23 protein-coding genes are annotated in these 25,378 nt (G+C 47.2%); 21 read left to right on the top strand and 2 right to left on the bottom strand.

Annotation, left to right across the window (positions count from 1 at the left end; translation table 11 throughout):
• Positions 1 to 6: 6 nt before the first annotated feature.
• From lspA to thiO, 15 genes are all read left to right on the top strand, one after another.
• On the top strand, positions 7 to 501 hold the full coding sequence (lspA, locus tag Q4488_RS09615) for a signal peptidase II (protein ID WP_303580264.1): 495 nt from the start codon (positions 7 to 9) through the stop codon (positions 499 to 501).
• 11 nt (positions 502 to 512) lie between these two features.
• Positions 513 to 944, top strand: coding sequence for a peptidylprolyl isomerase (locus Q4488_RS09610; protein WP_303580263.1), 432 nt, complete (start codon positions 513 to 515; stop codon positions 942 to 944).
• 110 nt (positions 945 to 1,054) lie between these two features.
• Positions 1,055 to 1,576 (top strand): type IV pilus modification protein PilV, encoded by a 522-nt coding sequence (gene pilV / locus Q4488_RS09605; RefSeq protein WP_303580262.1) that lies wholly within the window; start codon positions 1,055 to 1,057, stop codon positions 1,574 to 1,576.
• Positions 1,573 to 2,292, top strand: a complete 720-nt coding sequence (locus tag Q4488_RS09600) for a PilW family protein (RefSeq protein ID WP_303580261.1) — start codon at positions 1,573 to 1,575, stop codon at positions 2,290 to 2,292. Before pilV (Q4488_RS09605) ends, Q4488_RS09600 begins: the two co-directional genes overlap by 4 nt.
• Positions 2,292 to 2,867, top strand: a complete 576-nt coding sequence (locus tag Q4488_RS09595) for a PilX N-terminal domain-containing pilus assembly protein (RefSeq protein WP_303580260.1) — start codon at positions 2,292 to 2,294, stop codon at positions 2,865 to 2,867. Before Q4488_RS09600 ends, Q4488_RS09595 begins: the two co-directional genes overlap by 1 nt.
• Before the next feature lie 33 nt (positions 2,868 to 2,900).
• Positions 2,901 to 5,696 carry a PilC/PilY family type IV pilus protein gene (locus tag Q4488_RS09590; RefSeq protein WP_303580259.1) on the top strand — a complete coding sequence of 932 codons (2,796 nt, stop codon included), beginning with the start codon at positions 2,901 to 2,903 and terminating at the stop codon, positions 5,694 to 5,696.
• Positions 5,696 to 6,133 carry a type IV pilin protein gene (locus tag Q4488_RS09585; RefSeq protein ID WP_303580258.1) on the top strand — a complete coding sequence of 146 codons (438 nt, stop codon included), beginning with the start codon at positions 5,696 to 5,698 and terminating at the stop codon, positions 6,131 to 6,133. Before Q4488_RS09590 ends, Q4488_RS09585 begins: the two co-directional genes overlap by 1 nt.
• Before the next feature lie 11 nt (positions 6,134 to 6,144).
• Complete coding sequence (locus tag Q4488_RS09580) at positions 6,145 to 6,636, top strand: GspH/FimT family pseudopilin (RefSeq protein WP_303580257.1); 492 nt, start codon at positions 6,145 to 6,147, stop codon at positions 6,634 to 6,636.
• Between the two features lie 227 nt (positions 6,637 to 6,863).
• Positions 6,864 to 7,412: a GspH/FimT family pseudopilin gene (locus tag Q4488_RS09575; RefSeq protein ID WP_303580256.1), complete on the top strand. Its 549-nt coding sequence runs from the start codon at positions 6,864 to 6,866 to the stop codon at positions 7,410 to 7,412.
• Positions 7,403 to 7,870, top strand: a complete 468-nt coding sequence (gene pilV / locus Q4488_RS09570) for a type IV pilus modification protein PilV (protein ID WP_303580255.1) — start codon at positions 7,403 to 7,405, stop codon at positions 7,868 to 7,870. Before Q4488_RS09575 ends, pilV (Q4488_RS09570) begins: the two co-directional genes overlap by 10 nt.
• Positions 7,871 to 7,872: 2 nt before the next feature.
• A complete protein-coding gene (locus tag Q4488_RS09565; RefSeq protein ID WP_303580254.1) occupies positions 7,873 to 8,904 on the top strand; it encodes a PilW family protein in 1,032 nt (343 codons plus the stop codon).
• Positions 8,904 to 9,545 (top strand): PilX N-terminal domain-containing pilus assembly protein, encoded by a 642-nt coding sequence (locus Q4488_RS09560; protein ID WP_303580253.1) that lies wholly within the window; start codon positions 8,904 to 8,906, stop codon positions 9,543 to 9,545. Before Q4488_RS09565 ends, Q4488_RS09560 begins: the two co-directional genes overlap by 1 nt.
• Positions 9,546 to 9,579: 34 nt before the next feature.
• Entirely contained in the window at positions 9,580 to 14,379 is a 4,800-nt protein-coding gene (locus Q4488_RS09555) for a pilus assembly protein (protein WP_303580252.1), read from the top strand.
• A gap of 15 nt (positions 14,380 to 14,394) precedes the next feature.
• Positions 14,395 to 14,769: a type IV pilin protein gene (locus tag Q4488_RS09550; RefSeq protein WP_303580251.1), complete on the top strand. Its 375-nt coding sequence runs from the start codon at positions 14,395 to 14,397 to the stop codon at positions 14,767 to 14,769.
• Positions 14,770 to 14,866: 97 nt separating this feature from the next.
• Complete coding sequence (thiO, locus tag Q4488_RS09545) at positions 14,867 to 15,958, top strand: glycine oxidase ThiO (protein WP_303580250.1); 1,092 nt, start codon at positions 14,867 to 14,869, stop codon at positions 15,956 to 15,958.
• Positions 15,959 to 16,005: 47 nt separating this feature from the next.
• On the opposite strand, the gene nadE is transcribed toward thiO, so the two are convergent.
• Complete coding sequence (gene nadE, locus Q4488_RS09540) at positions 16,006 to 16,839, bottom strand: ammonia-dependent NAD(+) synthetase (protein WP_303580249.1); 834 nt, start codon at positions 16,837 to 16,839, stop codon at positions 16,006 to 16,008.
• Positions 16,840 to 17,001: 162 nt separating this feature from the next.
• The gene (locus Q4488_RS09535; protein ID WP_303580248.1) at positions 17,002 to 17,931 is read right to left on the bottom strand and encodes an outer membrane protein assembly factor BamD; all 930 of its coding nucleotides are present in this window, start codon (positions 17,929 to 17,931) and stop codon (positions 17,002 to 17,004) included.
• 186 nt (positions 17,932 to 18,117) lie between these two features.
• On the opposite strand from Q4488_RS09535, the gene rluD reads away from it, so the two are divergent.
• From rluD to clpB, 6 genes are all read left to right on the top strand, one after another.
• The gene (gene rluD, locus Q4488_RS09530; protein ID WP_303580247.1) at positions 18,118 to 19,086 is read left to right on the top strand and encodes a 23S rRNA pseudouridine(1911/1915/1917) synthase RluD; all 969 of its coding nucleotides are present in this window, start codon (positions 18,118 to 18,120) and stop codon (positions 19,084 to 19,086) included.
• Between the two features lie 2 nt (positions 19,087 to 19,088).
• On the top strand, positions 19,089 to 19,808 hold the full coding sequence (gene pgeF, locus Q4488_RS09525) for a peptidoglycan editing factor PgeF (RefSeq protein ID WP_303580329.1): 720 nt from the start codon (positions 19,089 to 19,091) through the stop codon (positions 19,806 to 19,808).
• 88 nt (positions 19,809 to 19,896) lie between these two features.
• The gene (locus tag Q4488_RS09520; protein WP_303580246.1) at positions 19,897 to 20,133 is read left to right on the top strand and encodes a FeoA family protein; all 237 of its coding nucleotides are present in this window, start codon (positions 19,897 to 19,899) and stop codon (positions 20,131 to 20,133) included.
• The gene (gene feoB, locus Q4488_RS09515; protein ID WP_303580245.1) at positions 20,123 to 22,078 is read left to right on the top strand and encodes a ferrous iron transport protein B; all 1,956 of its coding nucleotides are present in this window, start codon (positions 20,123 to 20,125) and stop codon (positions 22,076 to 22,078) included. Before Q4488_RS09520 ends, feoB begins: the two co-directional genes overlap by 11 nt.
• A gap of 15 nt (positions 22,079 to 22,093) precedes the next feature.
• The gene (locus tag Q4488_RS09510; protein ID WP_303580244.1) at positions 22,094 to 22,243 is read left to right on the top strand and encodes a hypothetical protein; all 150 of its coding nucleotides are present in this window, start codon (positions 22,094 to 22,096) and stop codon (positions 22,241 to 22,243) included.
• Between the two features lie 150 nt (positions 22,244 to 22,393).
• The gene (gene clpB / locus Q4488_RS09505) at positions 22,394 to 24,970 is read left to right on the top strand and encodes an ATP-dependent chaperone ClpB (RefSeq protein ID WP_303580243.1); all 2,577 of its coding nucleotides are present in this window, start codon (positions 22,394 to 22,396) and stop codon (positions 24,968 to 24,970) included.
• The last annotated feature ends 408 nt before the right edge of the window (positions 24,971 to 25,378 follow it).

The following is a 25,378-nucleotide window of genomic DNA, read 5'->3' as shown; positions in this document are numbered from 1 at the left end:
AGCACTGTGAGTTCGTCACGCAGCGCCTTGCCTTGGTTATGGTTAGCGGCGCTGGTTATCGTGCTGGACCTATTCACCAAGTATCAGGCGAGTCGCTTGTTACCTTATGGGATTGCGCATCCTCAGCTACCGGTCTTCGATCTAACGCTGTTACACAATACCGGTGCGGCCTTTAGCTTTTTGGCCTCGGCGGGTGGCTGGCAGCGTTGGCTGTTTGCTTTGATTGCATTGTTGGTGAGTGTGGTATTGGTGATTTGGATCGCTCGTACGCCGCGACAACAGCGTTGGCTGGGAGCTGGATTAGCGTTAGTATTAGGCGGCGCACTGGGTAATCTGTATGACCGTGTAGTGCATGGATACGTCGTTGATTTTATCTCCCTGCATTATAATGGTTATTACTTTCCGGCGTTTAATTTGGCGGATACCGCGATTACGATTGGTGCAGGCATGTTGATTATCGATATGATATGGTCTACTGATAATCAAAATAAATCTAAATAAAGGTCTGAGTTATGTCACAACAGACAATTGTTCCTGATGCAACGGTGACGCTGCATTTTGCTATCAAGTTGACTGACGGTCAGGTGATCGATTCCAACTTTGAGAGCGCCCCTGCGACATTTGTCGTGGGTGATGGGCAGCTGCTAGACGGCTTTGAAAATGCCTTGCTGGGTATGCAAGCAGGCGATGAAGCGGTGATTGATATCTTGCCTGAGCAGGGTTTCGGTATGTCTAATCCGAGTAATATGCAACGTTTGCCGCGTAAGCAATTTGGTGATATGGCGCTAGAACCTGGGTTAGTCGTTTCATTTGCCGATGGTTCTGATAGCGAGTTACCTGGCGTGGTCACCGAGTTCGATGAACGCATGGTGACGATCGATTTTAATCACCCGTTGGCGGGAAAAAACTTAAAATTTGAAGTGAAAATTCTAACAGTCGAATAGATCAACGGCTGTTTCCTGTCGATATCCGCTGTATCAGAGCGGCTGACTGACTGGCGCTGTTAACTTTTTTGGACTACATTATCTTCATTAATTACGACAAGGATGTTGTGATGTGTAGACAAGGACGTGGGTTAAACCATTCTTTTATCGGCCGTACGTTTACGCGGCTGGTATCGTATCAATCATATTTACCCTCTGCTCAACGCGGCGTCACCCTGATTGAAGTGTTGGTCACGCTGGTGCTCGTTGCTATCGGCCTCTCTGGCATGATGGCGATGCAAGCGCGCGGTGTGCAGCAAAATCAGAGTGCCTATCTACGCACGCAAGCGGTATCGATGGCCAGTGATATGGCCGATCGTATGCGTCTCAACCGTCAGGCCGCGCTGGCCGACGCTTATTCCCTCAAACTTTCTCAAACCGTCGATGGTTTCAGCAACACGGCAGGTTTGGCGGCAGCGCCTAAATTAGCCGCTAACGATATCGCCGATTGGTTAGCGCGAGTGACAGCCTACCTGCCTGATGGCGATGCCGAAATTTCCCGCAACGATCAAACTATCTTTATCACACTCAGTTGGAATGGCCGTCGAGATGATGGCAATCGCTCTAGCTATCAGCATGAGGTCGCGCTATGAAACTCGATGACCATACTCGTTGTCGTCCTAAACTGAAGGGGCAGCAAGGCTTTACGTTGATTGAACTGATGATCTCTTCAGTGATTGGGCTGTTGTTAACCACCGCGATGTTAGCTGCTTTTGTAGCCTCTGCGCGTACCTATCAATTACAAGATGCCATGTCTGAGGTGCAAGAAAACGGTCGTTTTGCGATGAATCTGTTGCTCAAAGATCTGCGACAGAGTGGTGTCGATAGTACTGTCGATGAGGCGGTATTGGGCATTAAGAGTAGTAAAGCAAAGGTTGAAGACTTCGAGCAAGAGTACGGCAACCTGGTGATATCTCAGCGCAATATTAAAAGTAATATCATTTATTTGCCAGGGCTGGAGGCCGATGATGTGACTTATTATATCGGCGATACGGATGCCGGACGTGTGTCTCTATATCGAAAAAAGCAAGCGCAAGTTGAGGGGATAGAAGGGCTAGTCTTCGAGTATGGGGTTGATAGCGATGACGATGCGCTAGTGAATCATTACAAAGCGTTGGCGCAAATGACGGCGACGGATTGGAGCGCTGTGATCAGCGTTCGTTTTAGTTTGTTGGTGAGTAGTTTTGCTGCAGGCATCACCGATCAGGCTCAAGTGTTAGTCTCGCCTTTCGATACGGTCGATACCTCTAATCGACGCCTCTATCAAGTCTATACAGCAACAGCGTTGCTCAGGAATGCGGTGCTTTGATGATGAAAATTATGGTTTGTTATGCTGTGCGACAAGGGGGAGCCACCTTGATTGTGGCGCTGATTTTGTTGTTAGTGATGACGTTAATGGCTTCCACCTCGCTAAAAAGTAATGTGCTGCAATCGCGCATGGCGGCCAATATGCAAGATCAGGCGATCGCTTTTGAAGCAGCGGAGGCGGGGCTAACTTATTCCGAAGAGTGGCTTGCTGCGCAAGTTTCGACGCCGGAGCTGGTGCAGTATGACGATCTCAAAGCGGGATTGTCTGATTTTGTGGTCGATAGTCGCAGTAGTAGTGAGCTCAAACATAAATTATTAGATCTAACGACGCTTAGTCAATGGGATGCTGGCGCTCAGCCGGTGACCGCCTTTAATGCTCAGGCGTTGAGCACTGTCTATGAGCAACCTCAGGTTTCCCTCGAGCTGACAGACTTTACGCCGGATGACAAAACTCAAGGCTATGACTACGGCGAGACGACTGGGGTGAGCTTATTTCGTCACCTAAGTCGTAGTACGGGCAAAAGCGGTGACAGTGAAGTGATCCTCCAAAGTGAATATCGCAAACGTTTTAGGTGAGACTATTTAGGTGAGACGATGAAGAGAACAAGGATGTTAACGCTAATTGTTGCTGCCTCTGCATTAATAGCTACCTCGGCTATCGCTGCCGATTACACAATTAGTAATGTGCCCATCGATGTAGCAGAAACTGCAGAGCCTAATGTGATGCTGCTGATGGATACTTCGGGGAGTATGGGCGATTATCCTGACGGTTACTCTTCAGGCAAAACTAAAATGGAGCAAGCGATTTCGGCGGCTACCGCGGTTATTCAAGCCGGTGATGGTATGCGGATTGGATTAGCAGAGTTGAATTATGATGAAGGTGGAAGGATTGATCTTGAATGCGGTAGTAGTGAGACTGATTTAATAACTCAACTCAATGATTATGAAGCTTATGGTAGTACGCCTGTTGCTGAAGCGTATTATGAGGTCACTCGTTATTTTCGAGGCATGACAGGGCATTTTTCAAATTACAGTTTAACTAATAGGCATTGGGTTGGCTCGTGGTGGGGAGGCCATTATGAATATGATAAAGTTTATGACATCTACGAATCACCCATTACCAGCCAATGCCAGAAAAATTTCACGGTGGTGATCACCGATGGTGAACCTCAGAGAGATGAAGGTTTTGATGACCTGAATGATCCCGATGACCCGAATGGTAAGCTACCGAATTGGGATGAATTTGATGACGATACTCAAGAGGATCGGAACTATTCTAACTATTACCTTGATGATCTAGCAATGTTCGGCTGGGATACCGATATGAGCGATCAGTCGGGTCTGCAAAATATGTATAGCTATACGGTAGGCTTCGATATCAATCTCCCCATGCTGGAGGATGCCGCGGAAAACGGGCATGGTGAGTACCTTATCGCCGGTAATGAGGATGAATTGCTTACCTCGCTGAGAAGTATTTTTGCTGATATTAGTCGTAAGTCGTTCAGTAATACTCGTCTGAGTGCAAACAGTGGTTATGTCTCCAGCGGGCTTGATATTTATCAGGCGAGTTTTAATACCACGGATTGGAGCGGTGAGCTAAATGCTTATAGCACGACGGTGAATAGCTCAACGGGTTTGTTAGAGGTGGCGGATACGCCTGTATGGGAGGCCTCTGCTGAAATCCCAGCCTGGAGTCAGCGAAAGATTATAACTAATCAAGGTGACACTGGTACTTCTTTTCGTTGGCGGAGTTTTTCACCAGATCAGAAGACTGCATGGTTTGTTCAGCAGAGTATGCTTAAATATATTCGAGGAAAAGATGTTAGCGGTTACCGAAGTCGTAATACGTTACTCGGCGATATTGTTCATTCAAACCCTATCTATGTCGCTAGCCCTTCAGCCTATTACAGTTCAGCCGGCTATCGGGCGTTTAAAGAGACTTACACTGCCCGCGAACCGATGATCTATGTTGGCGCAAATGATGGCATGCTACATGGTTTTAGAGCATCGGACGGCCAAGAGTTGCTGGCATATATTCCATCCATCTTATTGCCCGAGTTAAAAGACCTCGCCGATCCTGAGTATAGCCACCGTTATTATGTCGATGGCACGCCGACGGTTCAGGATGCCTATGTTCGTGACGGTGATGGCGAGTGGCGCACCCTGCTAGCTGGCGGGTTAAATGCAGGTGGTCAGGGCGTTTATTTGTTGGATGTAACCGATCCAAGTCGTTTTTCCGAGAGCGCGGCCGATGATATGTTCTTGCGAGAGTTTACCGATGCTGACGATCAAGATATGGGTTACAGCTACGCTCGGCCCGCTATCGTCAAGCTAAGGGACAATCAATGGTATCTGGTGTTTGGGAACGGTTATAACAATACAGTAGACGATGGTCATGTCAGTGAGTCGGGTGATGCGGTGATCTATCTGCAAGGGCTCGATAGTGGCTCCTCCTTGATTAAATTATCCACGAATACTGGCCTTGATGAAGCGCCGGAAGGCCTCGACCGTCCCAACGGTATGTCGACCTTGGCACCGGTCAGTGATGATGGGCAAACGGTCAATGTTATTTATGGTGGTGATTTATATGGCAATGTGTGGAAGTTTGACCTGAGCAGTGCTGATCCCAGCGAGTGGGCGCTGGATTATAAGGTCTTTCAGGCGTGTACAGCTACTTCCTGTCATGCTGATGAGATTCAGCCAATAACTTCACGTTTAGCGGTAGCAGAGAATTCATCCGGTGACAACATGATCTATTTTGGCACCGGTAAGGATTTTGAGTTTAGTGATAAGTCATCGACAAGCCTGCAAACGTTTTACGGCATTGTAGATGAGGGTGTCGAAATAAGTTTGGGGCGGGATGCGTTACTAGAACAAACTATCTATGCTCAAGGCTTCTACTCCTTCGGTGATGAAAGTCGGGAGTTGAGGTTAACAAGCCACAATAGCCTTGGTGCTACTGATAAGGGCTGGTATATGGATCTAGAAACACCTCACAGCTCTGGTGTGGCGGATCAACTGGGCGAACGGGTGCTGAGTACACCGGTACTGCGCGGGTCGCGAGTGATCTTCTCAACCCTAACCTATACCAATGATCCCTGTGAGGCGGGTGGATACGGCTGGGAGATGGAGTTGAATCGCTATACCGGTGGCCGTCTTAGTTATGTTTCGGTGGATTATAACGGTGACGGAGTGTTTGATGAGAACGATAAAGTCACCGATGCTGATGGCACAAAAGTCAGTGTGTCGGGTATGCGAGCAGGCAATGGTACTGGGGTGACTGAATTGGTCGATGGTGATGGCCTGCAGCGTATTCATAATGATGAAGAGCTTGATTCTGAGTTAGTGCAGTCTGCGCCGGAAGAGACTGGTCGGGCCAGTTGGCGCTATTTGGAGCGTAATTGATGAGTAGATCTTCTCGGCGCACAGTGCGAGGTTTTACCCTGATTGAGTTAATGATTGCAGTGGCGATTATCGGTCTATTATCGGCTATCGCCTATCCCTCCTATATGCAGCATACACAACAAAGCTGGCGAGAGTCCGCGCGGTTGTGTCTGCTGGATATGGCGCAACAGATGGAGCGCCGTTATGCGGCCGAGCTTGGATACAACCTGATTGATAGTAACGCCGATGGTAATGATGATGTATTAATGGGGTTATCCTGTGTTGCGGGGGATATGGCACGACATTATCAATTTAGCGGGGGGCCTAATAACACCGGCTATCGTGTGCTGGCTACGCCTCTTGGGGCACAGGCAACGGATGAGTGTGGTGCGTTAGGGCTAGATCAATCCGGTAGTCAGACTGCATCAGGTTCTGCTGGGGTTGCAGATTGTTGGTAAACGGAGGCGGTATGGTTAGTCAAAAACAGCGTGGCTTTTCGCTCATCGAATTAATGGTGGTGCTGAGTATTTTAGTGATTTTAATCACCATCGGCGTGCCCTCATTGTCAGGCTATCTCAACTCTCAGCGGCTTAATACCGTCACTCAACTGATAAAAGATAGTTATAGTCAGGCGCGATACGAAGCGGTAAGCCGAAAAAAAGCCGTGACCTTGTGTCCTTTGGATATCTCAACGGTCAGCTGTGGAAAACAGTGGGGGGAGGGGGTGATGGTGTACATTGATGAAAACGGTGATGGCGCTTTTAATATGGCCGATGATCAGCGGTTAAGGCAAGCCGACTTCCCCGAGGGCGTCACGGTGACGCTCAAGAATCGATCTCAAGTGCGTATTTCAAGCAGCGGTGCCACAAGCGATAGTGGCACTTTTCTTATCTCCGTCTCAGGGAGTACGACGCAAAATAGCTTGATCATCTCCTCTGCCGGACGTATCAGGCTCGGCTGAAGCCGCTCACTTCATCCCCCCCCCTCTTTTTTTGGCTTAAAAATATGCGCTAAATCAGCGTCAGTGTTGCTTGAATTGATTTAATTCTATTATTAGTTGACTTGTACTACCTATTTTGGGTATTTCTTATGCTAGGGTGGTTGTAAGAGAGTCTAAAGTATAGTTAGTGTGATCGAATAGATTGCTTCAGAGATGTTTTATGCGATGAAGGAGTAACGGTGATTCTTGTGTATAAGAATAGACAGCATGGATTTACGCTGATCGAGTTGATGGTATCGGTGGCGGTGGCGGCAATTTTAATTGCCATCGGCGTTCCGAGTTTTAGTGAATTTATCAAACGAGGTCAGATAACGGAACAGCGAGATATGCTGTACTCGTCGTTGATGTTCGCACGATCTGAAGCAGTTAATCGGGGGCATAGTGTCAGTGTTTGTGTCAGTAGCAATCAGGCCACCTGTAGTACCGTTGGAACGGGTACCGTTTCTTGGGCCTCGGGATGGTTAGTTTTCACAGATGAAGATGCGGATGGGGCCTTAGACTCTGGTGATACTGTTTTGCAAGCCGTTCAAAGCATTGAAGGCGGTAATACACTCGAGTGGGATGATGGAGGGGTTATTATTTATAATAATGAGGGTGGTTCGGCTAACGCGGGTACTTTTACGCTCTGTGATGCGAGCAAAACGCTTAGTTATGCTCGAGCGATTATTATTTCCAGCTCAGGGCGTATTCGTCGAGATACTTTAAATGCAAGTGGGGGTGTCTTGACATGCAACTGAATGGCTGGCGTAAGGTGCAGTGTGGTGTGGGGATGATTGAGGTGCTAATCGCGTTGGTGATTATCTCTGTTAGTATGCTGGGATTGGCTGCGCTGCAGATCAATAGTGTTCGCTTTAATCATCAGGCTTATCTTCGATCACAGGCGACTTATCTAGCTTACGATATTCTTGATCGAATGCGAGCTAATGAGACTCAGGCGGAGTCAGGTGCCTACTCGATTACATTGAATGATGATAGTAGTGGTTCAACTGCTTGCGATACTGGAACATGTTCGACGACGGCATTAGTGAATTATGACAAAGCTCAATGGTTAGCTATGCTTAAGGAAGAGTTACCTGAAGGTGACGGGGTCGTTTCCATGTCTGGTAGCAAAGTCACTGTGTCTGTTCAATGGGATCAAAGTCAGGGACAAGACAGTGAAACGATCCAAACTTATACGTTAGAGGCTTTGTTGTGATAATGATAGTTACTGCAAAAGCAAAGCAGTCTGGGTTATCGCTGATTGAGTTGATGATTGCGATTACCATTGGTCTTGTTATGACAGGTGCTGTTATTCAAGTTTACGTTCAGAGTAGTAGTTCATATCAGCTTCAGGATGAGCTTTCTTATATTCAAGAGAATGGTCGATATGGTCTTTCTGAAGTAATCAAAGAATTACGTATGGCGGGGTATTCTAGTTGTGGAAGTGGCGCAAAAGTAGCTAATTCTGTAGAAAGTGGCGCAGATATGCAGTTTGCCTATGGTTTGATTGGTTATGGCGTAGATTCAACCGATAGTATGGTAACAACAGGGGCTATCGCAGTTTCTGATTATCCGGCAGAACTTACCGATGCTTGGGACGGCACCGATGCGTTGCAAATTTACAAAGCAAATCCAGATAATGCGCTATACGTTACATCACATAATCCTAATTCGGCAACAATTCATATTAAGGGAACTCATGCTTATAAGCCGGATACGATAATGGTGCTAGTCGATGAAGGCTGTAGCCAGGTGGGTATTTTCGCTATAACGGGTCCAACGAATAACAACGACAATGCTAACCATCTGAATCATAACACCGGCTCTGGCACTGTAGAAAATTGTACCAAGTTCCTTGGAGGTCAATTTACCTGTTCAAGTGGGGCTCCAGAGTCAAAAGAATATGGGCCAGGCTCAAAGGTGATGTCGATAGATAGAACTCTCTATTATATTCGCAACTCAGGCGATGATGCTTCTATTCCCGGCTTGTATCGTTCTGTATTTGATGGAGCTACAGAGGAGGTGGTTCAGGGAGTAGAGGATATGATGATATCTTTCGGCTTGGATACCGATGATGATGGCGTCGCCAATCAGTATCTGACAGCACGGAATATTAAAGAGACCGAGTGGGTTGATGTTATGAGTGCCCGAGTGTCTTTCGTTATGCGAAGCCGTAATCAGGTTGATGGCGATTTTGTACGAAAAACGCTAACAGCGACAACGAAGCTACGTAATCGAGGTGTCGAATAATGTATAGACAGCGAGGCTCGGTACTTGTTGTGAGCTTAATTTTTGTTGTCTTGATGTCTCTAATTGCTGTTTCTGGTATGCAGCTAAGTAGCCTTGAAGAGAGAATGGCAGGAAACCATCAGGATAAAGATCGTGCATTTCAGGCAGCAGAGGCAGCGCTTGTCGAAGGGGAGCAGTTTGTACTGACGACAGATTTTGATCGGGAAGTCCATTTTAAAAAGGCTTGCAGTGGTTCGCTTTGTTTTGATGATAGTTGCGCGGGTGGTCTTTGCTTAACAGGCCGAATCACCAGTGGTTGTGAAATTCGAGATACAGAAAATGAGCCTTGGCTCGAGGATGACAGTAATCAGTATAGTTTTCCGTTGACGGATGGCAACGATGGGGCCGGTGATCTGATTAATGTCTGGACGACGACGGGCAAACACCGAACGGCTACACAGGGACTTAACAGTGTTACATCCAGTGCTAAGTATATAGTTGAGTTTATTTGCTTTACACAGAAAGATCCCGATGCGCCTGCACCAGATGCATACCCTAATGACTCTGCCGAATGGTCTGAAATGTACCGTATAACGGCATTAGCGACCGGTGCCCAGAGCACAAATAAGGTGATGCTACAATCAACGTTTAAGAAAGACTGACGATTTGTTGTAGGGTCAGCAACGAGGTACAGTAATGAAAAATTCTAAGCTTTATCAAAGGACTATGTTGTGGATAATTGCTGCATTTAGCTTTATTCATGTCCCAAATGCGGCCGCTGTTACCTCGACAGACTTTCAGGCTGCGCCTGCGTTAGTCTCTCAGGCGGCAACCCCTCAAGTTATGTTAGCGATGTCGGTCGACCATCAATTGTTTTTCAAGGCCTATTCGGATTATCAAGATCTGGATGGTGATGGCGCGATTGATACCAGCTACAACCATAGTTTTGATTACTATGGCTATTTTGATAGCTATAAATGCTATAGCTATAGCAGCAAGCGCTTTGATCCCGTTTCATTGACCGCGGATAAATACTGCTCTGGAAGTCAATGGTCGGGTAATTTTCTGAACTGGGCCAGCATGACCCGTATAGATACAGTAAGGCGTATACTTTATGGTGGTCTACGTAGTACTGATACGGCCTCTGTAACAATTTTAGAAAGAAGCTATTTGCCTAATGATGCACATAGTTTCGCTAAATACTTTTCTGATACGGCAGAACTGCCAAAACTCACACCTTTTACTGCTTCTAACGCGCCATCCGGTATTACTATTTGCAATACGACAGTTTCTTCAACCACGTGGTCTCAATATGTGACGGATGCACCGCTCATGCGCGTGGCTAAAGGCGACTATGCGCTCTGGTCTGCTAATGAGCGCTGGCAATGCCGTTGGAATGAGGAAAAGGCAGCAGCGAGTGGATACAATAATGGCAATGACTCTGCAACATCTGGGTTAGGTTCTGAGTCCAGTAGCCCATCCAGAGTCAGCCAGGGTTTGGGGGAAGTTGATTACGTTGCTCGAGTGAAAGTCTGTGATAGTAGTCTAATAGGAACAGAAGATTGTAAGCAGTATCCTGATGGTAATTATAAGCCGGTTGGAGTACTTCAAAGTTACGGTGATGAGGGGGCTGTTGATTTTGGTTTGTTGAGCGGATCTTATTCAAAGAATAAATCCGGCGGGGTATTAAGGAAGAATATCAGTTCTATTGTCGATGAGGTCAATGCAACGACCGACGGTACTTTTAAGACAGCACCGGCGGACGGTAATATTATTGATACGCTCAATAATTTACGGCTCTATGGCTATAGCCATGATTCGGGTACATATAATGAAAATGGTAGCGGTGATGATTGTGAGTGGGGGAAAAACTCCTTTAATAATGGCAAGTGTACCAACTGGGGTAATCCCGTAGCCGAAATTCTTTCAGAATGTTATCGCTATTATGGTGGAGAAAAGGCTGAGTCGGACTTTGTTCCTTCGAGTAGTGGTCCTGATAACGATTTAGGTTTGCAAGCGGCCACTTGGGATGATCCTTTAGATGCTATAAATCAGTGCGCTAAGTTAAATCTTATAATGTTTAATGCCAGTACCGTTTCCTATGATAGCGATGAACTGAATAGTTTTGATAAAGACTTTAGTGCTAAGGCTGAGGAGCTTACTGATAGCGTTGGGGATGGCGAAGGAATTACTGGCAACGATTATTTTGTGGGTGAAAGTGGGTCGGATGATGATCAGCTCTGTACTTCGAAAACGATTGATGCATTAGGTGATGTGAAGGGGACTTGCCCCGACTCCCCCCGTCTTGAAGGTAGCTATCAGATGGCTGGAGTCAGTGCGTTTGCACATTTGAATGATCTACGTAGTGACCTTGATGGAGTGCAGAGTGTTGATACTTACGGTGTTTCACTGGCGCCGGCTATCCCATCGGTAGACATTCAAGCGGCAGGCAGTAGTGGCAAGACTGTCACTTTGTTACCTGCATGTCGAAATGATGATGCAAAAGGCAATTGCGCCATTGTTGATTTTAAAATAGCAGAGGCTTATCACCAAGACACTGCAAATCCTGGCGAGTATATTGGTACGCTTTATGTCAATTGGGAAGATAGTGAGCAGGGAGGCGATTTTGACCAAGACATGTGGGGTACTATCCGTTATCGAATAACGGCTTCTGAGATAGAGATAACAACCGATGCTATTGCGCAATCTACCCCTTACGATATGGGCTTTGGTTATATTATCAGCGGTACTACGAATGACGGATTTCATGTTCATTCGGGTATTAATGGATTTAAATATGATGAGACTAAAACAAAAATTGATTGTAAGGATGGTTGTTCGGTTGGCGATGTTGCAACGACGAGAACTTATACGCTTGGAACGTCTGATACACAGTTGCTAAAGCAACCACTATTTTATGCGGCTAAATGGGGTGGATTCACTGATGCTGATAATTCGGGAACACCTAATAGCGATAGTGAATGGGATAATAAGAATAATGCGGATGGCTCTTTGGTGCCTGATGGTATACCCGATAATTATTTTTATGCAACGGACCCCTCACAGTTAAAATATCAACTGCAACAGGTCTTGGATTCTATTATTAACCGGATATCATCCGGAACAAATGCATCGCTTGTCTCTAATAGTAATACAGGGGTTGGCGCTATTTATCAGGCACTGTATCAGCCTAGTGTTAAGTCTGAAAATCGCAATATTTCTTGGGTTGGCATACTGCATTCTTTATTTATGGATGGCTATGGTCGGTTAAGAGAGGATAGTAATGCTAATGATCAGCTTGATAGCGCGGATAAAGCTATAGATATTTATTATGACGCATCTTTAGAAGAGACGCTCATTCAGCGATATACGGTGGGCTCTGATAACGAATTGACGGTTAGTGGTGCCCCAGTTGATATAGATGAAATACAGACGGTTTGGAATGCAAGAGATCAACTAGCAGCAATCAATAATGGGCAAACTCGGACGCAGCGGACTTATGGTAATAATGATGGCACTCGTTATATCTTGACGGCTATTGATGGTATATCAACAACCGCTGATGGGAAAATTGATAATGCTGATGTTGTTGATTTTATTCCGAGTACATTCACGACAGCAAATCGATATCAGTATTTAGGTGACACGATCACAACGTCTGCCTTGGCGACAGATCTGGTTAACTATATTCGTGGTGACGATAGTGTTACAGGAATGCGATCTAGAACCATTGACTTTGATGGCGATGGCGCTGACGAAGTATGGCGTTTAGGCGATATCATTCATTCGACTCCTTCAGTCGTTGGAGCCCCATCAAGTAATTACAAGGCGCGCTATGGTGACTCAAGCTATGATACCTTTTGGGAGCAGTACGAATATCGTCGGCAGATGGTGTATTCCGGTGCAAATGATGGAATGTTGCATGCTTTTAATGGCGGTTTCTGGAATTTAAATACACTGGGTTTTGATACTGCAGTCACTGGTAAAGCAAATCATAAGCTGGGAGCAGAAATGTGGGCTTATGTCCCCTACAATTTGCTACCTCATCTCCGTTGGTTAGGCGAACAGGAGTATCCCCATGTTTATTATGTTGATGGAGAAACAACCACCTTTGATGCCAATATTTTTTCAGATGATAGCGATCATCCAGGTGGATGGGGGACAGTACTCGTTGTCGGCATGAGAATGGGGGGAGGAGAGCAAACGCTTTCAATTGGAGGGGATTCTACTAATTTTAACTCCGCATTTTTAGTTTTTGATGTGACAAATCCGGAAGTGCCCCCTTCTCTGATTGCAGAGATTTCTCATGCTGATATGGGATTGACAACGAGTAAACCTGCGGTATTGAAGCGACGAGTTGCGAAGACTGATATTTCAGGTTCCCCTGACTGGAGCCTAGGCGCACAAACGAACGAGTGGTATCTTGTTATGGGTTCCGGCCCCATAGGCGCGGGGGCGATAGAGGACGCCAGTAGTGACCAAAATGCTAAACTCTTTGTCTATGATTTAGTGAACAAGGAGTTTGTTTCTGGCGCGACAGGCCTGAATATTGAAAGTGATGGACATAGCTATCTTGGAGACATTACCGTCGTTGATTGGGACAGCGACTTTGTTGATGATGTTATTTATGTTGGGTCTGTTAGTTTAGATCCGACAGATATGGTTCCCGCAGATTCGGTATCAGGCAACTTGAATCGGGTTGTGTTTGATCCTACATCAACAACATTCACTCCTTCTCGCTTTGTTAAAGCGGATAAACCCATTGTTGCTGCGCCTTATACGATTCTTGATTCTAACTCTCAGCCTTGGGTTTATAGTGGAACAGGGCGAGTGATAATTGGTGATGATAACCGAAACTCTGAGCAGCAGTCTTTCTATGGTGTGAAAGAATCTATGGATTCTAGCGGTAACATTATTAGTAATCTCCTAGAGAGGAGTGACTTGATTGATTCGACAAATACAGTGGTTTTCGAAAATGGAATGGTTAAGGATTATGCAAGCGGGTCAGCACAAACTTTAACCATTGATTCAACCGACATTACGTCGTTTAGTCAGTTGAAGACTCAGATGGAAAGTGAAAGTGGTTGGTATTTGGATTTTGAAAATACAACAAACCCTTCAGGTAGAAATGTAAACACCTCGGTTAGTGTGTTCTCCTTTTTGTTCTTTACTGAATACATTCCGCCAGAGAATATCTGTGATATTGATGGAGAGAGTTTTCTTTATGCTTTAGATTATCAAACAGGTACAGCATCTTATTTGGCACCATTTGGCACAACTTATAATCGGAAGGTAGTAGATGCACAAGGAGATGATGTGCCTGAAGCTCAAGGTAAAGTGAGTTTGGGTGATGGCATGGCGTCCGCACCCGTTATACATAGGGGCGTAGAAGGCGTTACCCATATCATCACCCAGAAATCAACTGGTGCGATTGGTTCTAATGAAGCAACAGTTGATCCGGAAGGTGGACGAATGAGTTGGCGGCAACTGTACTAATTGAGATACGACATAATGACTAAAAGTAAAGGATTCACGCTGATTGAGTTGATGATAGTGGTTGCGGTTATAGGAATACTTCTTTCTATTGCTTATCCATCTTTTATGGAGCAAGTTCGTCAGAGCCGTCGTTCAGATGGTTATGCCGCATTGATGCAGGCTGCTGCGATGGAAGAACGATATTTTACAGTGAATAATAGTTACTCATCGACATTAAGTGATATTGGAGGTGCTTCATCACCAGAGGGCTACTACACAGTTAGTGTAGTAGTTTCTGGTGGGGGGTACACTTTAAGTGCGGCGGGTAGTGGCTCGCAGGCAAGTGATACCGACTGTACTCCTCTAGTCTTGTCGCATACCGGTGTTAAAACGCCAGCAGGTTGTTGGTAAGCTTTTACGGAAAGACACTTTTCTTTATAAATAATGCGCGCCTAGGGCGCGTTTTTTATATACTCATGCCTCTTTGTACCAACCATAAGGCTTAGAAATGTCTGACTACCTGATTATTGGGGCAGGCGTGATGGGCATGCTGACGGCCAGGGAACTGGCTCAGTCGGGTGCGAGTGTTACGCTTGTGGAGATGAACAACTGTGCGCAGGAAGCGTCTTGGGCGGGTGGAGGGATTGTATCGCCACTGTATCCCTGGCGTTATTCAGATCCGGTCACGGCCTTGGCAACGTGGTCGCAGACGGGTTATATCCACTTGGCACAGCAGTTATTGGAAGAAACCGGCTTAGATCCTGAGTTGCGCCTTAAAGGGATGTTTATGGTGGGGGTTGATGATGAGGATAAGGCGTTGGCGTGGGGGCGGCGATATAACAAGCCAATGGAGCGTGTTAACCCTGATTTTCTTTATCAAAAAGAGCCTAACTTAGCGGCAGGCTGTGAGTCTGCGTTGTGGATGCCCGAGGTGGGCAGTATACGTAACCCCCGTTTAGGGCGCTCGTTGCGCCGCAGTATGGAAATCTCCGCCAATATTAATCTCATCGAGCAGAGTCGGGTAGAGCGTCTGCTGGTTGAAAATGAAACCATCACCGGTGTGCAGCTAGCCGATCAGGTGCTCTATGGGGATAAGATCGTGGTGACCGCCGGCGCGTGGAGTCGTGAGTTATTGCAACCGCTAAACATTGATCTGCCTATCGAGCCGGTGAAGGGACAGATGATGATCTTTAAGGCCCCTGTTGGGCTGATTAATCGTGTTGTACTAATGCAGAATCGATACCTGATTCCACGTAATGATGGACGTATTTTGGTCGGTAGCACGTTGGAGCGGGTGGGCTTTGATAAGCAGCCGACAGAGGAAATCAAACAATCGCTGTATCAGACGGCATTGAATATCTGTCCGGCGCTGGAGAACTGTGAGCTAGAGCGTCATTGGGCGGGATTACGGCCTGGTTCGCCAGAAGGGATTCCCTATATCGGTGCAGTGCCTGGTTATAACAACTTGTATATTAATGCCGGTCACTTCAGAAATGGTTTGGTGCTGGCACCAGCCTCTACTCGGTTGCTAGGCGATATTTTGCTTCAGCGACAACCGGTTATCGATCCCGAACCTTATCAAATGATAGGGCGGGTATAGCATCGCGATACCCGCGTGATAAAAAAGGTCTCATATGAGGCCTTTTTTTAATCGTAAATGGTCGGCACCGGCTGACGTTTGTGTTCGGTACGGCGATAGATTCCGATCAGTTTATCTTCGACTGCTTGACTTACAGGTTTGCCTTCGAGGAAATCATCGATTTCATCGTAGCTTAAGCCTAAGGCCGCTTCATCCGCTTTTTGTGGCGTATCACATTCGAGATCTGCGGTCGGGGTCTTATGAATCAGTTGCGTTGGTGCACCGAGTGCTTCGGCCAGCGCCCGAACCTGACGTTTACTGAGCCCAAACAGAGGTGCTAAATCGCACGCGCCATCGCCGTGTTTGGTATAAAAGCCGGTGACATTTTCAGCGGAATGATCGGTACCTAGTACGAGGCCGCCGAGCAAACCGGCGATTTCATATTGAATGCTCATACGGATACGCGCTTTGACATTGCCTTTAGCAAAGTCGATGTGTGCGGGGCTGCCCGCCTCAATATCGGCCTCATTTAACGCCGCTAAGGTGGCCGCGTGAACACCGTCGGCACCGGGTTGAACATTGGCGGTCAGGCTGACCGATGGCGCGATAAAGGCAAGCGCCGTTTGTGCATCCTCTTCATCTTGTTGTGTATTGTAGGGTAGTCGCACGGCAACAAAACGATAATCGTTGCTGTTGCTTTCTTGATTGAGTTGTTTAATGGATAGCTGAGCAAGACGGCCACAGGTCGTCGAATCGACACCTCCACTAATACCTAAAATAAGATGCTTACAACCGCTAGCGACGAGGGTTTGTTTAATAAAGTCTATACGTCTTTCGATTTCGACGGTGGTATCGATGTGCGGTTTAACCTGCATCGCTGCAACAATTGAAGCTCTATCCATTATGTATTCTCGCGGTCTTTTTATGAGTCTGTTATTTATTCTAAGGGAAAGTTTGGCAGGCTGTGAAGTGCTTTTGTGAACGAGGCAATGTTTGCACTAGGAGTGGGCGTCATGCGCTATAAAAAAGGCGCCGAAGCGGCGCCTTGAACAGAAACTGTGCGGTTATTCGGTTGCTTGTGCTTCGCTATCGAAAAGACCAAACGTCAGGCGGCTAAACCAAGAACGTTGTTGAGGCTCAGCAGGTTGGCTTTGAGGCTGCTCGACGGGACGTGAAATGGTGGCGCTGCCAAATAGACCAAAGGTTGCCGAACTGAGTAGGGATTCTTTTCTTGCCAGTTGTATATTGGATTGATATCCAGGGAAGTTGGTATCCAGTACCGCTTGTGCATCGGCGGCTAAGTCGGTCATACCTAACTCATTATACGCCAGTACCATTACGGACAGAGCATCCGGTAGCGCGGGTGTTTGTTGGTAATTTTCTAAGACATAGCGGCCACGGTTAGCCGCCGCAACCCACGCTTCCCGTTTCACATAGTAGCGGGCAACATGCATTTCGTGGGTAGCAAGCCGATTTTTCAGGTAGGTCATCCGTTTTTGCGCATCCGGTGCATATTGGCTATTCGGAAAGCGGGAGACTAGTTGTTGAAAGCTCTGGAATGAATCCAGTGCGCTGCCTGGGTCTCGCTGAGTTTCATCGATGGGTAGATACTTCTCGAAGAAGGTGCGATCTTTTTCAAAAGCGGTTAAACCTTTGAGATAGAGGGCATAGTCTATATTTTCATGATTAGGGTTTAAACGGATAAAACGATCCGCTGTTGCCCTCGCCGCATCCGACTCGTAATTCTTGTGGTAAGCGTAGATTAGCTCTAGTTGTGCCTGATCGGAAAAACGACCAAAAGGGTAACGAGATTCGAGTAGCTGGAGTTTTTCAACGGCGGCGACATAGTTTTCCCCCTCGAGCATATCAAGGGCTTCTTCATAGAGCTGTTGTTCCGGCACATCCGGAGCCTCTTTTTCGTCACCACCAAACCATGAACAACCCGAGGCCATCAGAGTGATCGAAATAATTGCGAGCAACTTTGCCAGGCGCATAAACATTTATCCTGCTATTAGTGAGAGTTTCCCGTTAGTTAACAGCGGCTACTGTTCGTTTCGGGTATACTGTGCAAAATTAATTCGGCCTATTTAACCATAACCGAATGGCAAGCCAAAGCGTCTCTGCGTTTTCCTTGCGATAAAGCCTATATTTTCTTAATTTTTCCGAGAGTTAGATAAATCATGACTGAGAAGGTTCAACTTAATGCAACAGTATCGGATGATCTGATTGGCAAACGATTAGATCAGGCGGTTGCCGAACTTTTCCCCGAATACTCCCGTTCACGGTTGCAAGGCTGGATTAAAGAGGGGGCTTTGACTGTCGATGGTCAGATCAAACGGCCTCGGGATAAACTGTTTGGCGGCGAGCAGTTAGCGATTGATGCTGAACTGGACGTGATTGATCAGTACAAAGCGGTGGAGATGCCACTGGATATCGTCTACGAAGATGATGATATTATGATTATTAATAAACCAGCTAATTTGGTGGTTCATCCGGCGGCAGGCCATTGGGAAGATACGTTGCTGAATGGCCTGTTGCACTACTGTCCAGAGATTGCACAAGTGCCTCGGGCGGGGATTGTGCATCGTTTAGATATGGATACTACTGGATTGATGGTGGTGGCTAAAACCATACAGGCACAAACCGAACTGGTGTCTCAGTTGCAAGATCGTTCGATGGGACGTGAATATGAAGCCGTCGTTGCTGGCGTGATGACGGGTGGAGGCACGGTAGATGAGCCTTTAGGTCGTCACTCGCGTAACCGGCAAAAGATGGCCGTGGTGGGGTTGGGAAAAGAAGCGGTGACTCATTATCGCGTGTTAACAAAATTTCGCGCGCACACCCATATTCGTTTGAAGCTAGAAACGGGCCGTACCCATCAGATTCGAGTGCATATGTCCCATATTAACTATCCGCTGGTGGGTGATCAGCTTTACGGAGGTCGTTTCCGTCTGCCTAAAGGTGTGACACCGCAACTGTTGAGTAAGCTAAAAGGCTTTCAGCGTCAGGCGCTGCACGCTAAGCGGTTGGAGTTATTTCACCCAGCGACGGGCGAATTAATGTCTTGGGAAGTCGATCTACCCGAAGATATGCAGCGTTTGTTAAACAGTCTGAAGAAAGACGCAGAGTATCACGAGATTGATCTGTGAAAATGATTAGCGCCGATTGGTCTGCGCCAAGCCATGTGCAGGCGTTCACGACCACTCGGCTGGGTGGTTGCAGTGAAGGCGCGTATCAATCGCTTAATTTAGGCGATCATGTGGGGGATCTCTCTGCTCGCGTTGCGGCTAATCGTGAGCGACTATGTCAACAGCATCAATGGTTAAAGACTCCGCAATGGTTATCACAAGTGCATGGGACTACCGTGTTGAAAGCCTCAGAACAAGGTGTTGTTGAGGCGGACGCTTGTTGGACGGATGCTATTGGTCAACCCTGTATCGTTATGACGGCTGATTGTTTGCCGGTATTTTTTACGGATCGAGCAGGGTCTCGGGTAGCGATCGCACATGCGGGCTGGCGAGGGCTTGTTGATGGCGTGCTAGAACAAACTTTATCGGTGTTTTCAGATCCTGCTGATGTACAGGTTTGGCTGGGCCCCGCCATCGGGCCGCAGGCCTTTGAAGTGGGCGATGACGTGCGCGAGCGGTTCTGTGATGTTGATGCCGCGTCCCATGCCGCCTTTATCGCCGCGAAAGCGCCGCATAAATGGCTGGCTAATATTTATCAACTGGCTCGATTGCGCTTGAATGCCGCAGGGGTGCAAGAGGTGACGGGCGGCAATTATTGCACTTTCTCTCAGTCTGAACTGTTCTATTCCTACCGCCGCGAGGGAGTGACGGGGCGTATGGCCAGCATGATCTGGATTAATTGATCTATATCAATGAAACCTGTATCAAGGCTATTGATCTATCTTAGTGTGTATATGATAATGGTTATCATTCATATTTAAGATGTTTTCGATGACACTTCCCGAATTAAAGACTCGTCAACAGGCCATCATTAAGACGATCGCAGGGCCTGAGCCGTTGCGTCAGCGCTTGGTGGCGTTGGGTGTGTTAAAAGGTTTAAACATCTCGGTAGCAGCGACCTCTTTACTGGGTAATCCCCGGGTCTACTCCATTGGCAAACAGCAGATTTGCTTGCGTAGTAAAGAAGCAAGTTATATCGAGGTGGAATTGCAATCCAATGGCGGATAAAAAAACCTCTTATACGATCGCGTTACTGGGCAACCCGAATTGCGGTAAAACATCGCTTTTTAATCAGTTAACTGGGGCGCGACAGCGTACTGGTAATATGGCGGGGGTGACGGTTACCAGTCGGGAAGGCCATAAAAAATGGCGAGGTATCGATTTTCATTTTATTGACCTTCCGGGAATCTATTCGTTGGCGAATAGTCGCGTAGAAGAGAGGGTCGCGCGCGACTATCTTCTGGCAACGCCGCCCGATCTTATTCTCAATGTTGTTGATGCCAACAACCTAGCCCGTAACCTTGCTTTGACAACCCAACTATTAGAGCAAGGGCTACCGATCGTTATCGCACTCAATATGCTGGATGAGCTCGAAAAACAGGGTGGCAGTATCGATCTGCATGAGTTGAGTTTAGGTTTGGTCAAGCCATTGATGGCGAGTGATGGGCGCAGTAATCATCATATCGCTGAATTAATGGATCTGTTATTGGAGAACCTCGAACAAGCGAGTGAGCCATTACTGATCGCTTATGAGCCACATATCGAGTGGGCTATTAATGCGTTAACAGAGGTTGGTTTGACTCGCTGGCAATCCATCCGCTGGTTGGAATCCTGTGGTGATGGAGTCATGCTCAATCATGATGAGCAAGTGAAGACCGCTCAGGAAGTGCTAGTAACACTGGCTAATCGTCATGATGAGTCGTTGGCTGAAATGATTGCCGAAGGGCGTTATGGCTATATTCATGGTTTGTTACATAAAAGTAGCAGCGAGCATCAAGATCAATCGGTAGCCGATCATTGGTTGGATCGTGTGACACTAAATCGTTGGCTAGGCATGCCGATTTTTGTCTTGTTACTCTGGGTGATGTTCGAGGCGACCTTTACCCTGGGTAGCTATCCCGCCGACTGGATCGATGCGAGTGTCAGTTGGGTTGGTCAGCAGGTCGGTGCATTGATGCCGGCGTCGCTGTTAAAAAACCTGCTGGTGGAAGGTTTGATTGCTGGCGTGGGTGGGGTATTAGTGTTTCTACCAAACGTGGTGCTGTTGTTTTTCTTTATTGCGCTGCTGGAGCAGAGTGGTTATATGGCTCGTGCGGCCTTTCTGACCGATAATCTGATGAGTAAGGTTGGCTTGCATGGCAAGGCTTTTGTGCCATTGGTGATGGGGTTTGGCTGTAATGTGCCAGCGATTATGTCGGCCAGAACCATTGAGGAGCCGCGAGCGCGTCTTATTACTATTTTAATAAACCCTTTTATGAGCTGTTCTGCTCGGTTACCGGTGTATGTGCTATTGGCGGGTATTTTCTTTACAGATAACGCGGGCACGGTGATGTTTAGCCTATATATGTTAGGAATCTTGGTCGCCTTTACAATTGCCGCGCTATTGGCTCGAACGATTACCTCTCATCACGATGAGACATTCATTATGGAGTTGCCTCCTTGGCGATTTCCGTCAGGGCGATCCATGGCGTTACATGTATGGGATAAGGCGGCCGACTTCCTGAAAAAAATTGGTGGCGTTATTTTGGTTGGCTCCATCCTGATCTGGTTGCTACAGAGTTTTCCGTTGCACGGTACGCCATGGTTAGAGCAACTAGGTCGCTTCGTCGCACCGTTATTTGCGCCGATGGGGTTTGGCTGGCAGGAAACGGTCGCTCTGCTATCAGGGTTTATCGCTAAAGAAGTGATCGCCGCATCGTTGGTGGTTGTGTATCAAACGGATATGAACGATATGGCTGGGCTGCAAGCAGCGCTGGGTAGTGCCTTGGCGCCTGCATCGGGTTTAGCCTTGATGGTGTTTACCTTGTTATATATGCCTTGTCTGGCAACGATTGCCACCATTCGTCGAGAAACGGGGAGTTGGCGTTGGGCGGCTGTCTCGATCATGATGGGCTTGGTGTTGGCTTGGATAGGTGCTTGGTTGGTCTATAACGTGGCGTCATTGTGGATTTAGTGAAAAGGTAACTATATGACACTATTTGACTGGTTCGTGCTGGTGGCAGTGGTGGTGCTATTGGGTATATGGTTTTGTCGCTACCTCTATCGTACCTTTAATCGAAAATGTAGTAGTACGGGATGTAGTAACTGCTCGGGTTGTGGCAACGCTAAAAAGAAGTGACGTGAATAAATCGGTAAATATATAAGTAGTTGCTTATATAGCCTTGAATTTCTCCCAATTTACCCATACTTATTTTAGTAAGAGTAAAACCCTGTCATCAGCTTTAATCAAAGCGCAGAGTTGGCCGGGTAAACAGATTAGGAGGGGACGATGCAACCCGAACGTTTTACCAGCAAATTACAATCAGCCCTAGCGGATGCCCAATCGCTTGCGGTGGGTAAAGATCATAACTATATAGAACCCGTTCATCTTTTGTTGGCGCTATTGGATCAGCAAGGAGGCTCTATTAAGCCTTTGTTGGCCAAGTCAGGTGCCAATGTTGAGCAAATGCACTCAGCGGCACAGCAATTGTTCAATGATTTGCCTCAAGTCGCTAACAGTGACGGCGAGGTACGCTTCTCGCCTGCGATGGGGAAATTATTCAATCTGACCGATAAGCTCGCTCAGCAACGTGGCGATCAATATATTGCCAGTGAGCTGTTTGTACTGGCGATGCTTGAGGATAAGAGTGGCGTGGGTAAGCTGCTTAAAGCGGCAGGCGTGACCAAGCAACAATTGGAACAAGCGATAGGACAGATGCGAGGCGGTGATAGCGTGAATGATCCCAATGCAGAAGAAAACCGGCAAGCGCTGGATAAATTTACCATTGATCTAACGGAGCGAGCCGAGTCAGGCAAACTCGATCCCGTTATTGGGCGCGATGATGAGATTCGTCGTACGATTCAAGTACTGCAGCGTCGAACTAAAAATAACCCCGTATTGATCGGTGAGCCGGGGGTTGGTAAAACCGCTATTGTTGAAGGTCTAGCACAACGGATTATTAACGGTGAAGTGCCTGAAGGGCTGAAGAACAAGAAAGTGCTGTCTCTCGATATGGGAGCCCTGATTGCCGGTGCTAAATTCAGAGGCGAGTTTGAAGAACGGCTTAAGTCTGTTCTCAATGAGCTTGCGAAGCAGGAAGGTCAGATCATCCTGTTTATTGATGAGTTGCATACGATGGTGGGTGCCGGTAAGGGTGAAGGCTCAATGGATGCCGGGAATATGCTCAAGCCGGCGTTAGCGCGAGGTGAATTACATTGTGTTGGCGCGACAACGCTGGATGAATATCGTCAGTATGTTGAAAAAGATGCCGCGCTTGAACGGCGTTTCCAAAAGGTGCTGGTGGATGAGCCAAGTGAAGAGGATACCATCGCGATTCTTCGTGGCTTAAAAGAGCGCTATGAGATTCACCATGGTGTTGATATTACCGACTCGGCCATTATTGCCGCGGCCAAACTATCACAGCGTTATATTACTGATCGGCAACTACCAGACAAAGCCATTGACTTAATCGATGAGGCTGGTAGCCGTATCCGTATGGAGATCGACTCTAAGCCTGAGAGTATGGATCGGCTTGAGCGTCGCTTGATTCAACTGAAAATGGAACGCGAGGCGCTTAAAAAAGAGAAAGATCAAGCGGCCATTAAGCGTTTAGAAGAGTTGCAAAGCAATATCGAGGCGGTAGAGAAAGAGTATTCTGATCTCGATGAAATCTGGAAAGCAGAAAAAGTTGTGCTGCAAGGGTCTCAGCAAATTAAGGAAAAGCTGGATCAGGCACGAACTGAATTAGAGCAGGCGACTCGTTCAGGTGATCTGAGTCGTATGTCTGAACTGCAATATGGCGTCATTCCTGAGCTTGAAAAACAGTTGCAAGCGGCAGCGGATGTGGAAGATCAACCGCAGCAGCATCAGTTACTGAGAAACCGTGTTGGCGAGGAAGAGGTGGCAGAAGTTGTCTCTCGTTGGACCGGTATACCGATCTCAAAAATGCTAGAAGGCGAGCGCGATAAACTATTGCGTATGGAAGATGCCCTGCATCAGCAAGTGATCGGGCAGCATGAAGCGGTGCGTGCCGTGTCAAACGCGGTGCGACGTTCTCGGGCAGGTTTATCCGATCCTAATCGGCCTAATGGATCATTTCTGTTCCTTGGGCCCACGGGGGTCGGTAAAACAGAGCTGTGTAAAGCGCTAGCCGGTTTCTTGTTTGATACAGAAGAAGCGATGGTGCGGATCGATATGTCCGAGTTTATGGAGAAGCACTCAGTCGCTAGATTGATCGGTGCGCCTCCAGGCTATGTGGGTTATGAAGAGGGGGGGTATCTAACCGAAGCCGTGCGTCGCAAACCGTATTCGGTATTGCTGTTGGATGAAGTGGAAAAAGCGCATCCTGATGTCTTCAATATACTACTGCAGGTGTTAGAAGATGGCCGATTAACCGATGGTCAGGGGCGAACCGTCGATTTCCGTAATACGATTGTGGTGATGACCTCTAACTTAGGTTCCGATCTGATTCAAAACTTTAGTGATGATGACGATTATGACTTAATGCAAAGTGCGGTGATGGAGGTGGTGGGCAATCACTTCCGCCCGGAAGTGATTAACCGGATTGATGAAGTCGTGGTTTTCCACAGCTTACGCAAAGATCAGGTTCGAGGGATCGCTGAGATTCAACTGAATCGTCTGCGTCAGCGCTTAACCGAGCGAGAGCTTACTTTAACACTGACATCAACCGCTATGGATAAGCTGGTGGATGTTGGTTTTGAGCCGATCTATGGTGCTCGCCCGTTGAAGCGAGCGATTCAACAATGGATAGAAAACCCATTAGCGCAAGAGTTATTGGCCGGTAAGTATCTTCCAGGCACTGAAATTGGTGTTGATGTCGAAGCAGGACAGTTTGTTTTTCGATAAGGATGATTGTTGCGTCTGACTGCGGGGGTAAGTGAGCTGAGTCTATCGCAGGGTGACTGAGATTACAGGATCTTGCGAGAGTGTTATTCGGGCTGTGCCCTTTCATAAAACCGCCGTCAGGCGGTTTTTTGGTTTTAAGGGGATGATCAGCGTTATAGAAGCCCGTTCTGCTTATCAACAGCATCGCTATTACGCTTATCAAGGGGCTTCGCTAACGGCAAGTGAGTCGAGCAGCACTATTGAGTAGTGCTATATAGCGCCGCGTGGTTAATGAATTCACCGTTTTTCATAAATTATTCACTTTTTCGTGTTGTCCCTGTTGACTCTCTGTCTGTCCGGTGTAGAATGCGCCTCCTCGCTTGAGACAGCCACCGGAAACGGTCGCTGACACAAACCGAGCTGTTTGAT

This window comes from Amphritea sp. 1_MG-2023 (genome assembly GCF_030547545.1).
In the GTDB taxonomy this organism is placed as follows: Bacteria; Pseudomonadota; Gammaproteobacteria; order Pseudomonadales; family Balneatricaceae; genus Amphritea.
The sequence above is the reverse complement of the archived record's forward strand: the minus strand, read 5'-3'. Positions and strand labels throughout refer to the sequence as shown.

Bases quoted from the DNA above. Each gene is read 5' to 3' on its own strand.
- Q4488_RS09585 (WP_303580258.1), top strand. From the start codon at position 5,696: ATGAGTAGATCTTCTCGGCGCACAGTGCGAGGTTTTACCCTGATTGAG.
- Q4488_RS09520 (WP_303580246.1), top strand. From the start codon at position 19,897: ATGACACTTCCCGAATTAAAGACTCGTCAACAGGCCATCATTAAGACG.
- pilV (WP_303580255.1), top strand. From the start codon at position 7,403: ATGCAACTGAATGGCTGGCGTAAGGTGCAGTGTGGTGTGGGGATGATT.
- thiO (WP_303580250.1), top strand. From the start codon at position 14,867: ATGTCTGACTACCTGATTATTGGGGCAGGCGTGATGGGCATGCTGACG.
- Q4488_RS09580 (WP_303580257.1), top strand. From the start codon at position 6,145: ATGGTTAGTCAAAAACAGCGTGGCTTTTCGCTCATCGAATTAATGGTG.
- Q4488_RS09590 (WP_303580259.1), top strand. From the start codon at position 2,901: ATGTTAACGCTAATTGTTGCTGCCTCTGCATTAATAGCTACCTCGGCT.
- Q4488_RS09595 (WP_303580260.1), top strand. From the start codon at position 2,292: ATGATGAAAATTATGGTTTGTTATGCTGTGCGACAAGGGGGAGCCACC.
- Q4488_RS09555 (WP_303580252.1), top strand. From the start codon at position 9,580: ATGAAAAATTCTAAGCTTTATCAAAGGACTATGTTGTGGATAATTGCT.
- Q4488_RS09600 (WP_303580261.1), top strand. From the start codon at position 1,573: ATGAAACTCGATGACCATACTCGTTGTCGTCCTAAACTGAAGGGGCAG.
- Q4488_RS09535 (WP_303580248.1), bottom strand. From the start codon at position 17,931: ATGCGCCTGGCAAAGTTGCTCGCAATTATTTCGATCACTCTGATGGCC.
- Q4488_RS09510 (WP_303580244.1), top strand. From the start codon at position 22,094: ATGACACTATTTGACTGGTTCGTGCTGGTGGCAGTGGTGGTGCTATTG.
- Q4488_RS09610 (WP_303580263.1), top strand. From the start codon at position 513: ATGTCACAACAGACAATTGTTCCTGATGCAACGGTGACGCTGCATTTT.
- feoB (WP_303580245.1), top strand. From the start codon at position 20,123: ATGGCGGATAAAAAAACCTCTTATACGATCGCGTTACTGGGCAACCCG.
- rluD (WP_303580247.1), top strand. From the start codon at position 18,118: ATGACTGAGAAGGTTCAACTTAATGCAACAGTATCGGATGATCTGATT.
- Q4488_RS09565 (WP_303580254.1), top strand. From the start codon at position 7,873: ATGATAGTTACTGCAAAAGCAAAGCAGTCTGGGTTATCGCTGATTGAG.
- pilV (WP_303580262.1), top strand. From the start codon at position 1,055: ATGTGTAGACAAGGACGTGGGTTAAACCATTCTTTTATCGGCCGTACG.
- pgeF (WP_303580329.1), top strand. From the start codon at position 19,089: ATGATTAGCGCCGATTGGTCTGCGCCAAGCCATGTGCAGGCGTTCACG.
- clpB (WP_303580243.1), top strand. From the start codon at position 22,394: ATGCAACCCGAACGTTTTACCAGCAAATTACAATCAGCCCTAGCGGAT.
- nadE (WP_303580249.1), bottom strand. From the start codon at position 16,839: ATGGATAGAGCTTCAATTGTTGCAGCGATGCAGGTTAAACCGCACATC.
- Q4488_RS09550 (WP_303580251.1), top strand. From the start codon at position 14,395: ATGACTAAAAGTAAAGGATTCACGCTGATTGAGTTGATGATAGTGGTT.
- Q4488_RS09560 (WP_303580253.1), top strand. From the start codon at position 8,904: ATGTATAGACAGCGAGGCTCGGTACTTGTTGTGAGCTTAATTTTTGTT.